Source organism: Natrinema thermotolerans (assembly GCF_031165565.1).
Taxonomy (GTDB): domain Archaea; phylum Halobacteriota; class Halobacteria; order Halobacteriales; family Natrialbaceae; genus Natrinema; species Natrinema thermotolerans.
Genome location: NZ_CP101873.1, coordinates 889,331 through 904,808 on the forward strand (window position 1 = coordinate 889,331; position 15,478 = coordinate 904,808).

At 60.8% G+C, this 15,478-nt stretch carries 17 protein-coding genes; 8 read left to right on the forward strand and 9 right to left on the reverse strand.

From position 1 onward, the window contains the following. Positions 1-115 precede the first annotated feature (115 nt). Together NP511_RS04600 and NP511_RS04605 are read left to right on the forward strand one after the other, a co-directional pair. A complete protein-coding gene (locus NP511_RS04600) occupies positions 116-1,426 on the forward strand; it encodes a M28 family peptidase (RefSeq protein ID WP_049964606.1) in 1,311 nt (436 codons plus the stop codon). 75 nt (positions 1,427-1,501) lie between these two features. Beyond that, positions 1,502-2,308: an NAD(+)/NADH kinase gene (locus tag NP511_RS04605; RefSeq protein ID WP_049964607.1), complete on the forward strand. Its 807-nt coding sequence runs from the start codon at positions 1,502-1,504 to the stop codon at positions 2,306-2,308. 53 nt (positions 2,309-2,361) lie between these two features. On the opposite strand, the gene NP511_RS04610 is transcribed toward NP511_RS04605, so the two are convergent. Continuing rightward, complete coding sequence (locus NP511_RS04610) at positions 2,362-2,622, reverse strand: hypothetical protein (RefSeq protein ID WP_049964608.1); 261 nt, start codon at positions 2,620-2,622, stop codon at positions 2,362-2,364. A gap of 100 nt (positions 2,623-2,722) precedes the next feature. Beyond that, positions 2,723-3,406 carry an endonuclease III gene (gene nth / locus NP511_RS04615; RefSeq protein ID WP_049964609.1) on the reverse strand — a complete coding sequence of 228 codons (684 nt, stop codon included), beginning with the start codon at positions 3,404-3,406 and terminating at the stop codon, positions 2,723-2,725. A 91-nt stretch (positions 3,407-3,497) separates the two neighbouring features. Between nth and mvaD the strand changes: the two genes are divergently transcribed. Then, a complete protein-coding gene (mvaD, locus tag NP511_RS04620) occupies positions 3,498-4,481 on the forward strand; it encodes a phosphomevalonate decarboxylase MvaD (protein ID WP_049964610.1) in 984 nt (327 codons plus the stop codon). A 58-nt stretch (positions 4,482-4,539) separates the two neighbouring features. Here the strand turns inward: mvaD and fen are convergent, their stop codons facing one another. Further along, on the reverse strand, positions 4,540-5,517 hold the full coding sequence (gene fen / locus NP511_RS04625) for a flap endonuclease-1 (protein ID WP_049964611.1): 978 nt from the start codon (positions 5,515-5,517) through the stop codon (positions 4,540-4,542). 136 nt (positions 5,518-5,653) lie between these two features. On the opposite strand from fen, the gene NP511_RS04630 reads away from it, so the two are divergent. Beyond that, positions 5,654-6,664 (forward strand): sulfurtransferase, encoded by a 1,011-nt coding sequence (locus tag NP511_RS04630; RefSeq protein WP_049964612.1) that lies wholly within the window; start codon positions 5,654-5,656, stop codon positions 6,662-6,664. Positions 6,665-6,683: 19 nt separating this feature from the next. On the opposite strand, the gene NP511_RS04635 is transcribed toward NP511_RS04630, so the two are convergent. Next, on the reverse strand, positions 6,684-7,238 hold the full coding sequence (locus NP511_RS04635; RefSeq protein ID WP_049964613.1) for a GNAT family N-acetyltransferase: 555 nt from the start codon (positions 7,236-7,238) through the stop codon (positions 6,684-6,686). A gap of 223 nt (positions 7,239-7,461) precedes the next feature. On the opposite strand from NP511_RS04635, the gene NP511_RS04640 reads away from it, so the two are divergent. Further along, positions 7,462-7,764, forward strand: coding sequence for a hypothetical protein (locus NP511_RS04640; RefSeq protein WP_049964614.1), 303 nt, complete (start codon positions 7,462-7,464; stop codon positions 7,762-7,764). A gap of 352 nt (positions 7,765-8,116) precedes the next feature. After that, positions 8,117-8,929 (forward strand): TrmB family transcriptional regulator, encoded by an 813-nt coding sequence (locus NP511_RS04645; RefSeq protein ID WP_049964615.1) that lies wholly within the window; start codon positions 8,117-8,119, stop codon positions 8,927-8,929. Positions 8,930-8,946: 17 nt separating this feature from the next. On the opposite strand, the gene NP511_RS04650 is transcribed toward NP511_RS04645, so the two are convergent. Beyond that, the gene (locus NP511_RS04650; RefSeq protein WP_345784573.1) at positions 8,947-9,195 is read right to left on the reverse strand and encodes a HalOD1 output domain-containing protein; all 249 of its coding nucleotides are present in this window, start codon (positions 9,193-9,195) and stop codon (positions 8,947-8,949) included. 226 nt (positions 9,196-9,421) lie between these two features. After that, a complete protein-coding gene (locus NP511_RS04655) occupies positions 9,422-9,616 on the reverse strand; it encodes a cold-shock protein (protein ID WP_006181985.1) in 195 nt (64 codons plus the stop codon). A 1,039-nt stretch (positions 9,617-10,655) separates the two neighbouring features. Here NP511_RS04655 and NP511_RS04660 point away from each other — a divergent pair. Then, on the forward strand, positions 10,656-11,039 hold the full coding sequence (locus tag NP511_RS04660; protein WP_049964617.1) for a hypothetical protein: 384 nt from the start codon (positions 10,656-10,658) through the stop codon (positions 11,037-11,039). After that, positions 11,029-12,792: an ATP-binding protein gene (locus tag NP511_RS04665; protein ID WP_084158224.1), complete on the forward strand. Its 1,764-nt coding sequence runs from the start codon at positions 11,029-11,031 to the stop codon at positions 12,790-12,792. The genes NP511_RS04660 and NP511_RS04665 overlap by 11 nt, the downstream gene beginning before the upstream one ends. A 35-nt stretch (positions 12,793-12,827) precedes the next feature. Here NP511_RS04665 and NP511_RS04670 read toward each other — a convergent pair whose 3' ends face one another. From NP511_RS04670 to NP511_RS04680, 3 genes are read right to left on the reverse strand one after another with little or no spacing between them, the layout of a single operon-like run. After that, the gene (locus NP511_RS04670; protein WP_049964619.1) at positions 12,828-13,286 is read right to left on the reverse strand and encodes a hypothetical protein; all 459 of its coding nucleotides are present in this window, start codon (positions 13,284-13,286) and stop codon (positions 12,828-12,830) included. Continuing rightward, positions 13,286-15,238: an AAA family ATPase gene (locus tag NP511_RS04675; protein WP_308986953.1), complete on the reverse strand. Its 1,953-nt coding sequence runs from the start codon at positions 15,236-15,238 to the stop codon at positions 13,286-13,288. The genes NP511_RS04670 and NP511_RS04675 overlap by 1 nt, the downstream gene beginning before the upstream one ends. Before the next feature lie 35 nt (positions 15,239-15,273). Next, complete coding sequence (locus NP511_RS04680) at positions 15,274-15,474, reverse strand: DNA modification system-associated small protein (RefSeq protein WP_049964621.1); 201 nt, start codon at positions 15,472-15,474, stop codon at positions 15,274-15,276. Positions 15,475-15,478: the final 4 nt, after the last annotated feature.

Below are 15,478 nucleotides of genomic sequence, written 5' to 3' on the forward strand. Positions count from 1 at the left end.
TAAAAAAGATTCGTAGTTCCGTGTGACTGAACTGTCATCAACCCCGGGACGGTTCCATCGGCGGGCCGGCTCCGCGAGCGGAACCGTTACCCGGGCTTACCGTGATAGGCCGGACATGTCCGAGTGGATCGGCAACGTCTTCGAGAGCGACGTCGGTTGGGACCACCTCGAGGCCCTGGTCGACGTGGGGAACCGCATGGCAGGCAGTGAGGGCGAACGCGAGGCCGCCGAACTGACCCGGGACGCGCTGGCCGACGCCGGCGCGCGAAACGCCCGCCTCGAGCCGTTCGAGATCCAGGGCTGGGAACGGGCAGACAGCGCGATCGAAGCCGGCGAGACGACTCAGGACTGTATCGCACTGCCGCGCAGCCCTGCGGACCGTGTCGACGCGCCGCTGGTCGATCTCGGCTACGGGCTGCCCGCCGACTTCGAGGAGACCGACCTCGAGGGAACGATCGTCATGGTCCGCAGCGACGTGCCGGACTACTACGACCGGTATCTCCACCGCCGTGAGAAGTACTTCCACGCGATCGAGAACGGCGCGGCCGGGTTCGTCTACCGCAACCACGTCGAGGGCTGTCTGCCGCCGACCGGCAGCGTCGGCTGGACGGACCAGCCGATCGGGCCGATCCCGGCCGTCGGCGTCTCGAGCGAGGTCGGCGCGCGTCTGGCGCGTCGGTTCGACGGCGACGAGATCACGCTGTCGGTCGACGCCGATATCCTCCCCGCGGAGAGTCAAAACGTCCGTGCCGAACTCGGGCCGGACACCGACGAGCGCGTCCTCGTGACCAGCCACGTCGACGCCCACGATATCGCCGAGGGAGCGATGGACAACGGGGCCGGCACCGCGGTGGTGGTCGAACTCGCGAACGCGCTCGCGACTCGGGAGGACGACCTCGAGACCCGCGTCGAGTTCGTCGCGTTCGGCGCGGAGGAGGTCGGACTGACCGGCTCCGAACGGTTCGCCGCGGCGGCCGATCCCGAGCGCATCAAAGCGGTCGTCAACAACGACGGCGTCGTCCGCGATCGGACGCTATCGATCGTCACCCACGGGTTCGGCGGCCTCCAGGCGGCCGCCAACGAGGTCGCGGACCGGTACGACCACCCGATCGAGACAGTCCCGACGCTTGGCCCCCACAGCGACCACTGGCCGTTCGTCGAGCGGGGCGTCCCCGGCTGTCACGTGAAAGCGAAGTCCGAGGGACCGGGTCGGGGCTGGGGACATACCTTCGCCGACACCATCGAGAAACTCGAGCCCAGAACCCTGCGCGAACAGGCGATCCTGCTGACCGCCTACGTGGTCGAACTCGCCCGCGAGGACGTGTCTGTCGAGGCCCGGGACACGGCCGCCATCGCCGCCGACCTCGAGTCACAGGGGCTTGCCGAGGGGATGAAGGTCACCGGCGACTGGCCCTACGACGGGTAGCCGCCCCCGCGGCCGGATCGGACCGCCCGGATCGACAACCGTACGCTTTTGAGCGGGCCGTGTGAACTGGCGCCCATGGATGCCGCGTGGAGCGCGGGCGACTCCCCCGTCGTCGGCGTCGTCGACCCCGAGGCCGACGGAACCGAGGGCGTCGAGGCCGGCCGCCTCGAGGGGGCGGTCGCCGACGCCGGTGGGACGGTCGTCGACGGCGGGCTCGAAGGGGTTCTCGCGGCCGACCCGTCGCTGCTCGTGACCCCCGGCGAAGCGGGGCTGTCGGCGCTCGCCCGCGCCGGCGTCGACACGCCGGTCCTCCCGGTCGGTCCGGTCTGCGGGATCGAGTCGGTCGACCGCGATCGACTGCCCGACGCGGTCCGACAGGCACTTCGGGGGACGGCGACCCGCCGCGAACGGCCGGTTCTCGAGGTCTCGCTCGAGTCGCGTTCCGACGCCGCGAGCGGTCCGATCGCTCGCGAGCGCGCACTGTTCGACGTCACCCTGATCACCGCCGAGCCGGCCCGCATTTCGGAGTACGGCGTTCACAGCCGCGGGTCGTCCGTCGCGACGTTTCGGGCCGACGGCGTCGTCGCGGCCACGCCGGCCGGCACCCACGGCTACGCGAGCGCCGTGGACGCGCCGCAGCTGTCGGCGGCCGTCGACGCCGTCGCGGTCGCGCCCATCGGCCCGTTCGTGACCCAGACCCGACGGTGGGTCCTGCCGAACGACGGGCTGGGCGTCACGGTCGAACGCGAGGAAAGCGACGTGACGCTCGTCGCCGACGGGGACGCCGTCGGCACCGTCACCCTCGATCGGCGGGTCACCGTCGCCATCGCCGGAGGGTTGTCGACGCTCTCGGTCCCGGCGACTCGTCTCGAGGACGACTGAGAGCGAGCGCGAAAAACGGCGTCGGTCAGAGAGCGACCGACCGTCCGAGACCGCTACCCGTTGTACGGCTCCTCGTCGCGGTGATTGTCCGGGTTCTGGTTCTCGAGGGCGTCGTCCTCTCTGTCGACCGATCCCTCCTCGATGTCCTGCTCGCGCTCTCGTTCGGCCTCCCGCTCGCGGGCCTCTTTCTCCTCCTCAGTGAGCCCCTCCTCGTCGCGGGCCTCCTCGGGATCGGTCGCCTCGTGTTCCAGTTGGACATCGCGTCCGTGTTCGTCCTTGTCGGTGTCGTCGCGTTCCTCGGATGTGTCGGACATCGTGATCCCGTCCGGGGATACCCGCGGTCCCCGAAAAGACGTTGGGCTTGCGAAGGTCGGCGTCCCGGCCGGTTCCCGACAGCTGCCCGCGACGGGCCCGTTACCAGGGATCGCCGGAAGCGAGATCGATCTCACCGTCGCCTTTCTCCGAGGGGCAGACGTCCGCCAGCACGCAGTCGCCGCAGTCGGGGTTCTGTGCCGTACAGACCGCCCGTCCGTGATCGATACAGAGGTGGGTAAACTCCTGCCAGCTCTCCTCGGGGACGATCCCCATCAGATCCTCCTCGATCCGTTCGGGGTACTCCTCCTCGGTCAGGCCCAGCCGCCGGGAGAGCCGCTGGACGTGCGTGTCGACGACGATGCCCTCGACGATGTCGTGACCGTGCTGGAGGACGACGTTCGCCGTCTTCCGGCCCACGCCCGACAGCTCGGTCAGCTCGTCCATCGTGTCGGGCACCTCGCCGTCGTGGTCCTCGAGGATCGTCTTGCAGGAACTCTTGATGTACCCCGCCTTGCTGTTGTAGTAGGTGATCGAGTTCAGGTCCTCGGCGAGTTCGTCCTGGTCGGCGTTCGCGTAGTCCTCGGGGCCGTCGTACTTCTCGAAGAGGTGTTTCGTCTCCTTGTTGACCCGTTCGTCCGTACACTGCGCCGAGAGGATCACCGCGATCAGCAGCTCGAGGCGGTTCGAGTACCGCAACGAGATCGTCGAGTCGGGGTATTCGTCCTCGAGGCGGTCGACCACTACCTCGGCTTGGGCCTGCGTCGAGTCCCGTGGCGTTCCCATAGGGCGTGGTTAGCGTCGGCTCGTTTCAGCGTTCGGGTTCGGGTCGGCGGATGCCGTGAGCTTTAAGCGGCCTTCAGCCACCTATCAGGGTATGAAAGCCACGGCCATGGCCCACCCCATCCAGGGGCTTGTCAAGTATCACGGGATGCGCGACGAGATCGAGCGGCTTCCCTATCACGACAGCATCAGCGTCTGTACGGCCCCCAGCCACACCCGCACGACCGTCGAGTTCTCGATGGACTACGACGAGGACTCCTTCATCGTCGACGGCGAGGAACTCGAGGGGCGAGCGTACGAACGGGTCGAGGCCGTCGTCGAGAAGGCCCGCTCGAAGTCCGACGCCGCCCACACCGTCTACCCGGTCCGCCTCGAGAGCGAGAACAGCTTCCCGACCAACGTCGGTCTGGGGTCGTCCTCCTCGGGCTTTGCGGCCGCCGCGATGGCCCTGGCCGAGGCGGCCGAACTCGACGCCTCGAAGGGGGAGATCTCGACGATCGCCCGCGTCGGGTCGGCCTCGGCCGCGCGAGCAGTCACCGGTGCCTTCTCGCATCTCCGCACCGGGATGAACGACGAGGACTGTCGCTCCGAGCGGGTCCCCTCGAACCTCCACGAGGATCTCAAGATCATCGTCGGCCTCGTTCCCTACCACAAGGACACCGACGACGCCCACCGCGAGGCCGCCGACAGCCACATGTTCCAGGCCCGCAACGCCCACATCCACGAACAGATCGCGAAGATGCGTGACTCCCTGCGCAACGACGACTTCGAGGGCGTGTTCGAACGCGCCGAACACGACTCACTGTCGCTGGCCGCGACGACCATGACCGGCCCCTCGGGCTGGGTCTACTGGCAACCGGCCACGCTCGCGATCTTCAACACAGTCCGCGAACTCCGCGAGGAGGAGGACATCCCCGTCTACTTCTCGACGGACACCGGAGCCAGCGTCTACGTCAACACTACCGAGGAACACGCCGACGAGGTCGAGGAAGCCGTCGCCGACTGCGGCGTCTCCACCACCGTCTGGGACGTCGGCGGCCCCGCGAAACTCCTGGACGAGGACAAACACCTGTTCTGAGACGACGTTTTGTTTGGCGCACCCTCGGCAACAATTCGATCAAGAGCAGGTTAGGAACTCACGTCCAGCGGTCCAGCCCGGTCTGGGTGACGCTGTCCTCGATTCGCTCGAAGCCGCGTGCGACCTCGTCTTCGTCGACACCCCACTCGTCGGTAACGTACTCGCGGGCGGCGGCGAGATCCGGCTCGAGCGTCGTCTCGAACTCGTAGTCGTCGGTCACGTTGGGATCGCGGAATAGCTGTCTGACACGATCGCCGTGTTCGACGTGGTCGCCCCGGGCCTCGAGGACGGTCCAGAGATCGCCGTGTTCCGCGATCGCCGACAGCGCCGTCTTCGGGCCGATCCCCGACACCCCGTCGTTGAAGTCGGTCCCGATGAGGATCGCCGCGTCGATCAGCTGTTCAAGGGTCAGGTCGTGGCGCTTCAGCGTCGCCTCGAGATCCATCAGTTCGGGATCCCCCTTGCTGGTTAGCTGGCGCAGGGTCAGCGGCGCACCGAAGAGCAAGGCGTCGTAGTCCTCGGAGCCGACGTAGTCGGCGTCGCCACGTTTGACCATGTGGGCGGCCTGGGCCTCGCCCTCCGCCGGCGCTTCGACGATCGGAACATCGAGCAGGCGCAGGAGTTCGCGGCTAGTCTCCTGAATCGTCGGCGTCAGCCGCTGGGTCCGGGACTCGAGTTGCGCGATGGCGACCGCGTCGCCCTCCTCGCGGGCGGTCTCGAGTTGTTCTTCGTAGCTGCGGCGCTGTTCGCGCCGGGACTCGATCTCGTCGTCTTTCAGCTCGGAGGGGCCGCCGTCGAAGACCATCACCGGCGTGATGTCGTGTTCGAAGAACTTCGGCAGTCCCTGCACGATCCCGACGAGGTTGGCGACCTCGGTCCCGTCGGCGGTCGTGTACTTCGTGCTGTCGGTCCATTTGACGGTCGTCGTCAGATAGCGATAGAGCCAGTTGTGCGCGTCGACGGCGACGACCCCCTCGATATCGTCGAAGGGGATCTCCTCGATCGCGGCGATCTCCCGGAGTGCAGCGTTTCCCATTGGCGGTAGTTGGGTCGACCGGGATTTGAATCGTCGGCTTCCGGACGGGGACTCGCGGCGGCGGTCGGGGATGTCCCGAGCGCGAGCGCCGTCGGGCACTACGCTTTTGCTTCTCGGTCCCGTTTTCGCCCAGAACATGGGCGCAGATCGCCGGGCCGACCGACGGACGGTGCTTCGGGGTATCGGGACAGCGGCCGGTGGTCTCTCGCTCGGCGGGTGTCTGGGCGAGACTCGAGAGGCGGCGGAGCCGGACCTGTTTCAAACGCCGGCGGCCGATGCATTCGAGGCGGTCGTCGATAGCATGCGACTCGAGGAGCGGCTGGCGGACGTCGCGCTGCTCGACATCCGGGCGGAAGACGCGTTCACCGAGGGTCACGTTGCGGGCGCGGGCCGGATCCCGCGGTCCGAATTGCTCGATACCCACTACGAGGAGACGCCCGACGGCTATCGGGCGTCGCCGGACGCGGTCGCGGACGCCATCGGGGCGGCCGGCATCGCGCCCGACGACGACGTCGTCGTCGTCTACGGCGAGGGATCGAACCTCTGGGAGACCTACGCGATCTACACGCTCCGCGCGATCGGTCACGAGGGGCGCGTCTCCCTCCTGGACGGCGGGTACGCGGCCTGGACGGCGTCGAACGGCGAGACCGAAACTGGGGCAGCCGAAACGGCGACCCAGGAGTACGAACCCGACCTCGAGATGAACGTGATCGCGACGCGCGAGCGCGTCGCGGCGAACGTTCGCGAGGACGGCGCGGACGTACAACTCGTCGACAACCGGTCGCCGGCGGAGTACCGCGGGGAGGAGCGAGACGATGACGTCGACCGACACGGCCACATCACGGGTGCGGTTAACGTCAAGTTCACACAGAACCTCGTCGACGGGGGCGAGCGGTTGCGGTCGCCCGCAGACCTCGAGACGTTGTGGCTGGACGACGCCGGGCTCGATCCGAGCGAGGAGACGATCTCGTACTGTTCGACGGCCGTTCGCGGCTCCGTCGGCTGGTTCGTCATGGAACAACTCGGCTGGGACACCGTCCGGAACTACGAGGGCAGCTGGGAGGACTGGGGGACACTCTCGGACGCGGACGGCTACTACTACACGTCCGGTCCCGACGCGGGGACGGTCGTCGATACCTTCTCGTGATCGGGGCGCGGCCGTCCACTCACTCGTCGCTCGGATCGACGCCTGGCGGCTCGCCGTCGCGTCGTTCAGCGAGGAACCGTTCTTCCGCCTCGGAGAGGTCCCGATCGCGGTACTCCGCGAGGCCGGCCAGGTACCGCTCGCGGTCGGTCCACGTCGCGGTATCGGGGTCGTCCGGCATCGGGTACTCGAGGATCAGTTCGGCGATGCCGGTCGTCTCGCCGGTGTAGACGAAGCCGGTCCGGTAGAGCGCCTCGTAGGCGAAGGGGTTGTTGACGGCGATCCGGAGTCGCTCGTAGCCTCGCTCGAGGGCCCGATCGCGGACCAGCCGACAGAGCGCGGGGCCGATCCCCTCGCCGCGACGGTCCCGATCGACGGTGACGTACCGTAGCCACAGCGTGTCGGCGTCAGTCCGGTCCTCGTTGAACGCGACGGCGGCGACGAGCCGGCCGTCGTCGGTACGGGCGACGGCCTTGCCCGTGTTCGTCATGACGAACTTGCCGGCGTAGCTGAACCGTTCGTGATCGAGCCGGAGTTTCGGGCCGTCGGGCGGCCAGCCGAGCAGGTCGTACTCCACGGTGTCGCTTCGCGGGGACCGCACAACAACCCTCGGAATCCGACGGTCCCTCGGCACGCGCGTCTCCCATCGGTTACGAAGGTGGGTTGGACCCGTTCCGATCGACCGGTCGGCCGGTCTCCTCGAACGAGCCGTTCACTCGCTTACTCAAAAAAAGCTTTCACGTGAAAACCGCACTACGTCAAGTGAGCGGGCGTGCTACCGGCGGTTAGAGGAACTCTCCATGGTCGACGATGCGTTCGATGCGCTGGCAGACGGTCACCGACGACGGTTGTTGCTCAGTCTCCTGGATCACAACCCGCAAGACGTCTCGACGGTCGACGGCATCCCCTGGGAGGTCGCTGAGATCGACGAGGGACTGACGCAGAAATACCACGTCCATCTCCCGAAACTGGCCGACTACGGTTACATCGAGTGGCACCGCGAGGCCGGAAACGTCGTCAAAGGGCCGCGGTTCGACGAGATACGTCCGCTGCTCGAGCTACTGGAGAACCATCGGGACGAACTCCCCGATGGATGGCCCTGAGAGCGACCGAAGCGGTTTCTTTCCTCCGGTCTCGCGACGCTGATTCCCCCCGGCGCGCCACACATACCAGTATGGGAACAGATGTCTTATCTAATAGTAATGGGTTTGAGCGGGTCGCTCGAACGAATGAAACGACACGCCCCGCCGTGGTTGGGCCGTAACGGGGCGCGCCAGCGAACTCTACCGGTCGTAGACTCAAGTAGCTTGTGTGATAATCTGGGTGAATCGGAGACTCCGTCTGAAACCACCGTTTTCGGCGGCTCGTATCAGTGATTGCAAGCCAGACACGAATCCTTTTCCCGCCGTCAGTTCCTATTGTACCTGTTCGGAACGCCGGACACGTGGTTGGGCCATGACACAGGACAATCTTACGAACGAGGCGGTCAGTCTACTCCAGGATCTCGGGCTTCAGGAGTACGAAGCGCGGTGTTTTCTGGCGCTGACGCGGTTACCCAGCGGTACGGCCAAAGAAATACACGAGATCTCGGAGGTCCCCCGAACGCGGGTCTACGACGCCATTCGGGTACTCGAATCACAGGGACTGGTCGAGGTACAACACTCGAGCCCCCAGCAGTTCCGGGCGGTCGGTATCGATGAGGCCACGCGGACGCTCCGACAGAAGTACGACGACCGGATCGACACCCTCGAGTCATATCTCGAAACCGTCGAACACCGGGAGACCGAACCCGACGACGACCGGATGCAGGAGGTGTGGTCACTGACCGGACGCGACGCGATCGAATCGCGGACGTTCGATCTGCTCGCGGAGGCCGACAGCGAGATCGCGCTGGTCGTCGCCGACGAAACCTTCCTCTCGGACGAGGTCTACGAGACGTTACACGGCGCGGTCGATCGAGACGTCTCGGTCGTCCTCGGCGGTCGGACCGAGGAGATCACCTCGCGGCTGGAGACGGAGCTGCCGGCCGCCAGCGTGTTCGAGACGAACCTCGATTTCCTCATCGGTTCGATGACCGACCACGAGGTCGCGATCAGTCGCATCCTGCTCGTCGATCGGGAGACGTTGCTGATCGGGTCGTACTATCCCGACAGCGAGGACCCGACCGAGCAGGCGATCTTCGCCAGCGGCCTCGAGAACGGGATCGTCGTGTTGCTCCGCCGGTTGATCTCGTCGGGGCTGGCCGCCGTCGAGGACCCGGAGCCGTAACCGAAAGCGAGCGACGACTACTCGGCGGCCACTGTCAGTTCGGCACCGTCGATCCGAATCCGATACTCCGCCATGGAAAACGACACAGCGACTCGCTCGCCGTCGACGAGCGCGTCCAGCGCACCGGGATCGACGTACGAGTACAGCGTCGTCCCGGCGGTCGTCGGGAGGTCGATCGGATCGACGTTCTCAATGTCGGCGATGGCGGTCACGATAGCGATGCTCGGCGGTGTCTCCGACCAGTCGAACTCACGTCGTACGATCACGTCGTCCACGCAGGGATCACCGGTACGGTAAACCCACGACGACGCGGAGGGGTATATAACCGTTGTGAGAACTCGGGTCACAGTCTACGCCCGATTTCGGCAGCGCTGTCGCTATCGGGCCGAGTCGGTCGGCAGCACCCACTGTCTATCGATGACTCTCGAGGGTAAGGGTGTCGAAGAAACGAAGTCACGCGACGTCGCCGTAAGACGACGGTGCGAACCCGTGTTAGTTACGAACGACGTTCGTCGCTCGCGGGCCCTTGGGGGCCTGCTCGATGTCGAACTCGATGTCTGTGCCTTCTTCGAGGTCCGGACCGCCAACGTCCTCCATGTGGAAGAAAACGTCCTCGTCCGCGTCGTCAGTCTCGATGAAACCGTAACCGCCCGTGTCGTTGAAGAAATCAACCGTTCCGTTTGCCATTGCGATTAGACGAAAGTCCGATACACGGATAAGGGTTCTGCATCTGTTTTCCAAAATCCATCTCGAGTAGACGAGTGTTTAGAATAGTATGGTCTGTCTGTATTTTCGTCTACTACTCGTATTTGTGTCCGAATAACCGACTGCACCGTCAGAATGATCTGTTGTCTCCGCCGTATCGACACTTCTGGACCGCTCGGTCCGCCATCGCTCGAGCCACCCCGCGACCGACGACGGTCGGTCCGGCCTGTCACCGTCTCGAGTCATCGCACAGCGTCCTGCAAACGGGGCCGAGTACTGCTGTCTCTCACGAGTTCGTAACTATGGCCTCGACGCGTTGTTCCCGTCGTCTGCTCGTCGAAAAGTGCGCGGACCGGGATTTGAACCCGACTGCGAGACGGTCGCTCACGACGTTCGCGCTGCGACTCGCGTGCTTCAAATCCCGCTTCCGATTGCTGTCGCTCGCGAGTTTGCTCACGACAGTAGCGCAGATCAAAGATTTGCTGACCTGCGAATCACAGATTCGCAGACAGTGCGCGGACCGGGATTTGAACCCGGGCCATGAGCTTGGAAGGCTTACACCACAATCCGTGTGATTTCACCCATCAAACAGGGTTCAATTCGACGCAGAACGACACAGATTCAACACCGACTTCGACAGCTACCCCGTCTCCATCTTGCATTTTCCCTCGTTAGCGTTCCCGGTTTCCTCGACTCGTAATACTATCTAGGATATTATAAAGACCCGTGTCGTGAGCTTGGGGACTTAATTATGATGACTGAGCCATGACTCAGTTATAAATAATAGATGCGCACACGTTATTGCCGATTACTCGAGAGATATATTATTTTACTGTCGTAATTGTACCACTGTCCTCCTCGCTATAGTGCGTGTATTGCTGTCGTATATTTCTGGTATTACCGACTAGGTAACCCAGCGTGATCTTCATCCAAAATTATAAAAACTAGCCACCCATCTATAGAGCTAAGCGTCCGTCACTCGGGGCCATAGTGCGCTCCGAGAAAGTGGCGTGACAGTCGAATGAGTCCGCACACCCTCACCCCTCAAGGGGTCCGACAGCACGTACAGCCTGGTATCGCCGGCTTCTATCGCCTCGGTACCATCGTCAACGGCGAGTTTTTCACCTACTACTTCGGCCGGAGCGACGAGGATCTTCGGCAGCGTCTGCTCCGCCACGCCTCGAACGGGTTTTACACCCACTTCACGGCGCGCGAGGCCGAAGACGTTCAGGACGCCTTCGAGATGGAATGTCTCGACTGGCACCTCCAGGGCGACCAGACCACGAACAAGGTCCACCCTGCCCAACCGAAGGGGTCCGACCTCGAGTGCCCGTACTGCTCGTACAACGAGCAAATCACCGAGATCAACACTGCCAACAACGGTATCTACACCAATGTCCGCTAAAGCACGCAATTTCGTCAGCGATACGTCGATGATCATCGGGGCCCGCGACCTCGGCCTCAGCACCGACGACGCCGTCGAGGAACTGATCGACAATAGCTTCGACGCCGACGCCCAGAACGTCCACGTCAAGGTCGAGGAGAACGGCGAGCACCTCCGCATCTACGTCGAGGACGACGGCCACGGTATCCCGCCCGTCATCACGGATCCCGACGGCCAGGAGTGGGATGGTCTCACGTACGTCCTCTCGTTCGGTGGCAGCCACGCCAACTCCGATGTCTCCATCGGGAAGTTTGGCTGGGGACTCAGTGCCTCTGCCACCTGCCAGTCGCTGCGCACGACCGTCTACACGAAGACGAAGGACGAGGATCAGTGGCGGAGTACATACATCGATATCGAGGAGATGCGCGAGCAACGAGACACTGTTCCGCCGGCCGCGGAGCCCTGCGAACTCCCTGACGACCTCGATATCGAGGATCGGGAGAAGGACAGCGGCACGATCGTTGTCTTCGAAAAGTGCGACAAGCCGGACAAGAAGCGGGTCAACGCGATGACGAGCATGCTCGTTCGCGAACTCTCACGGATCTACCGGCACTACATCGACGGCGGACGGACACTCAACGTCAATTACATCAATGGCGCCCATACCCTCACAGTCAACGGCAAGGAACTGAATCCGTCAGATCCGCTGTATATGATAGAAGACTGCCATAACCCGGGCGACATCCCGATCGTCGACGATCCGTATCACGAGGAGACGATCGAAGTCGAGTCGCCGGAGGACGGCGACGACACGATGTATGAGGTAAGCCTCAAGGTCATCTGGCTCGACGTGGAGGAGATTCGGTCGAAAGACGAATGGAGTCCCGGGTGGATGCGCAAGCATAACCTGACAGAGAACTACCAGGGGTTCAGCCTGATCCGGAACGGCCGCGAGATCGACCGTGGACTGTCGCTGAAACTGTTCAAGAAGCATGGCGACAAGAACTACATGCGAGGGGAGATCGAGTTCCCGCCGCAGCTCGACCGGTATTTCGGAATCCAGACGAACAAGAGCCGGTTCTCGCTGAAAGATCCGGTCAAGGACCAGCTCGACGAGGCGCTCGGCGGCGTCCCGAACCAGATCCATCGGAAGACTAGGAAAAAGATTGACCAGCTGAAGGCGGAAGCGAAGAAAGAGAAAAGGGAGACAGAACCGTCGCTGAGCGAGAAGGTCGCGAAGGATGCTGACAAGTATCTGAAGGACCGCCAGAACCTGTCGGAGAAAGAAGAAGAGGAACTCAAAGAGGAGATCAGGGAGAAGAAACAGCAGGAGATACAGCGGATCCTAGAAGAGGAGGAAAATCTCAACGAAGACGAGATGGAGGAGAAGATCGAGCAGATCGAGCGTAAGTACGACAGCTTCATGACTGATCCGTTCAAGGTGACACCGGAGACGGTCGGCAGCGGGAAGTTCTACGAGGCAGATTTCCGCGGCAAGCAGGCGCACGTGAAAATCAACACTGATCACCTGTTCCACGACATCTACTCCGGTCTGCACGATGTCGACGCTGACGACGAACTGTCGGAAGCGGCGGTTCTGATCGACCTAATTCTATTGGCGGCTGCGCACGCGGAACTGCGGTACGAGGATAACGAGGAAATGTTGACCTGGCTCGACCGATTTCAAGACGAGTGGTCGGGCGCTCTGAAGATGTTCCTAAAACAGAAGCCAGACGCCGAGGCTGAGAGTATCAAAGATTTGGTTCTCGAATAAGAGTTGCTGTCGTAGCGAAACGATTCTAAGTACGATTACTTTGGACGAACGCCCTCGAGCTCACCTGGGTCACCAAGTGAATCGATTAATCGAGACTCCCAATCTTCAGCGTTGGCACCTTGGACGATACCCACGAGGTCAAAGTCTCCCTGAGTACTGATACCTTCATCTATCAATTCGACACCTCGATCGGCGTACTTCAGCACTTCCTTCCAGATCTCTGATTCGTCGGATTGTTCACTTTCGATTTTCACCATCTGGTAGACTAACTCGATACTCTGGCGATGTTCTTCTGGAGTAATATCTGACACCTTGATGAAGTCTTGACTCCGTTCTTCTTCATCTACTGCCTTCTGATCTCCATGGAAATATCCGTAGATCGCTCCAAGACTAAACAATTCGTAGTTATATTTGAAGATAGTATTTTCCTCATCGTCATCTTTCACCAAGCGTTTGTAGATGTCCTGCCGAGCAGTTTTGAGCGTTCGAGCCATTAGTCATCACCCACAATAGACTCAGGCGATAGTTTTACTTCCTCGATCCGGGAGGACTCCTGGTCGCCATCTCGATGGTCGATTTCGTAGTGTTTAGATGTCCGTTCAGCGATACGGTCGATGTCGCTACCTTCTAATTCGTTTGGTTGGTAAAGGATCATCACTTGATCACTAAAATTATGATAATAACCAAGGAGGTTGTTTTTGTGTGTTGGATCTAGACGCCCGATCGGTGTGTCAACTACGACAGGCGCATTTCGAGTAGCATATTTGCTGAGGCCTGCAATGAATGCATACGCTATGATCTGTTTCTGTCCCTCACTAGGTCTTTGTTCGGCGATTGAACGGGATGATTCTTCTGTGAGGACACGTAGTTCGTAGTTCTCCGTGATCCTTAGCCCCCGATAATAGTTCGGTCGATTTGTGAGCTTCAGGAAGGTCTGAGAAGCATGTTCTTCAACTGTATCCCGTCGATTGTCCACCAGTTCAGACCGGATATCAGCCATTGCATCTCGACAACGGCCAGTGAGGTCAATCAGCTTTTGATAGCGCTCTTCTTCCTCAGATGCTTCTTGTTGTGACGAAATTCTTTTTCGCAATGAGTCGCGCTTATTATTGAGCTCTCCAACTCGTTTTTGGTAGCTCTCAACCTCGCTCTCCAGGGTTTGGATCTCTGCCTCAAGCTCTTCTTCTTGATCTTTGTAATCCGAGAGATGCTTGCGCTCTATTGCCTCAAGTTCCTGTTCCAGCGTTTCCTTGCGATCCTTGAGATCACTCTTGCGCGTTCTGGCTTGACGGATGTCCTTCTGAAGACGTTGGTATCTGTCTAGTTCTTTCCGAACACCAACATTGAGCCCTTCACTTGCCCGGTCCAACAGTTCTGCAATCTTTCGACGCTCCGAAGACTGTAGCTCTTTGTACCGATCAAGCAAGTGTTCGCGGTGATCTGGATCACTATCAAGGGGCTCTCCACAGATACACTGCTGCCGATTTAGGACCGCATTGATCACATCGGCTTCGTCCGTTGTTCCTTCTACCTCGTAGAGTTGCTGAATAGTCCCTGCGCAAACGGCCGCCATTAACGGCCCAGCACGGCGACGAAGCGTGTTTCTCTCAGTGAGTTTATCGTCGAGATCCGCATTCACGCTTTCCAAATTTTCACTCACCTTTTCAAGCTCCTCACGCTTGTCGTCCGCCTCCTCAATTTTGTCCAGCTCCGATTGTATATCTTGAAGCTTTTTGCGCTTCGTATCGATTCGTTCCTTTGTCTCTTGTATTTTACCACCATTACCTTCTGGTCCTTCTAGCTCTTCTTTTTCGTCAAGTATCTCTGTTAGCTCTGTTTGGAGTTCTTCGACCTCGGCAACAGTGGACTCAACTTTTGCGTATTCGCGTTCATAGTCTTTCTCTCGCTTCTCTAAGTCCCTGACCGCATTTTCGATCTCTTTGATCCCAAGGACGGTCTCTATGGCATCTCGGACCTCCTCATCGTTTGCCTCCTCAAATTTCTCAAGTTGTTCTGCGTCAAAAAAGAAGAAATCGGCGACGTTCTCCGGTATGAACTGGTTGATAAATCGACTATAGTTGTCTCGTCGATCATCATTTCCGACGACAGTATTCCCGTCAGCATCCGATACACGAAGGAAGAATTGATCGGCAGACCGGTCATCTTCATCAGCCACTTGACTAAATTCGACACCTCGCTCGATCGTGTAGACGTCACCGTTATCATCAACAAACGATATCTCGACCTTCGAGATACCATCTCCTTCTGTTGCAGCCTGGCGGTTAATGAACTGGTCCCGTTGTGATCGATTCTCTACCCCATGTAAACAATATTTGATTGCCGTATGGAAGGATGTCTTTCCTGTGTCGTTTTCTCCTTTCACCAGCACCAATGGTTTCTCGTCTTGGGTGTACGGTTCTACTTCAACCGTCCCATAGAAGGGCATGAAATTCTCGAGTGAAATTCGTGTAATCCTCATTATTAGTCTTCAGCTTCGTTAACGTGGGATTCAATTGCTTCCTGTACGTCCTTGTGGATCGATGAGCGACGTTCCATTCCTACTACTTGGCTTTCCGCTTCGTAGATTTCGGTCAATAGCTCAGCTGGCACATCATGCTTCTCTGCATATTTTTCAATCAACCGGTTGATCTCCCCGCCATCAACCTCATCGCTGTATTCCATAGTA

Bases quoted from the DNA above. Each gene is read 5' to 3' on its own strand.
- NP511_RS04600 (WP_049964606.1), top strand. From the start codon at position 116: ATGTCCGAGTGGATCGGCAACGTCTTCGAGAGCGACGTCGGTTGGGAC.
- NP511_RS04605 (WP_049964607.1), top strand. From the start codon at position 1,502: ATGGATGCCGCGTGGAGCGCGGGCGACTCCCCCGTCGTCGGCGTCGTC.
- NP511_RS04610 (WP_049964608.1), bottom strand. From the start codon at position 2,622: ATGTCCGACACATCCGAGGAACGCGACGACACCGACAAGGACGAACAC.
- nth (WP_049964609.1), bottom strand. From the start codon at position 3,406: ATGGGAACGCCACGGGACTCGACGCAGGCCCAAGCCGAGGTAGTGGTC.
- mvaD (WP_049964610.1), top strand. From the start codon at position 3,498: ATGAAAGCCACGGCCATGGCCCACCCCATCCAGGGGCTTGTCAAGTAT.
- fen (WP_049964611.1), bottom strand. From the start codon at position 5,517: ATGGGAAACGCTGCACTCCGGGAGATCGCCGCGATCGAGGAGATCCCC.
- NP511_RS04630 (WP_049964612.1), top strand. From the start codon at position 5,654: ATGGGCGCAGATCGCCGGGCCGACCGACGGACGGTGCTTCGGGGTATC.
- NP511_RS04640 (WP_049964614.1), top strand. From the start codon at position 7,462: ATGGTCGACGATGCGTTCGATGCGCTGGCAGACGGTCACCGACGACGG.
- NP511_RS04645 (WP_049964615.1), top strand. From the start codon at position 8,117: ATGACACAGGACAATCTTACGAACGAGGCGGTCAGTCTACTCCAGGAT.
- NP511_RS04655 (WP_006181985.1), bottom strand. From the start codon at position 9,616: ATGGCAAACGGAACGGTTGATTTCTTCAACGACACGGGCGGTTACGGT.
- NP511_RS04660 (WP_049964617.1), top strand. From the start codon at position 10,656: ATGAGTCCGCACACCCTCACCCCTCAAGGGGTCCGACAGCACGTACAG.
- NP511_RS04665 (WP_084158224.1), top strand. From the start codon at position 11,029: ATGTCCGCTAAAGCACGCAATTTCGTCAGCGATACGTCGATGATCATC.
- NP511_RS04670 (WP_049964619.1), bottom strand. From the start codon at position 13,286: ATGGCTCGAACGCTCAAAACTGCTCGGCAGGACATCTACAAACGCTTG.
- NP511_RS04675 (WP_308986953.1), bottom strand. From the start codon at position 15,238: ATGCCCTTCTATGGGACGGTTGAAGTAGAACCGTACACCCAAGACGAG.
- NP511_RS04680 (WP_049964621.1), bottom strand. From the start codon at position 15,474: ATGGAATACAGCGATGAGGTTGATGGCGGGGAGATCAACCGGTTGATT.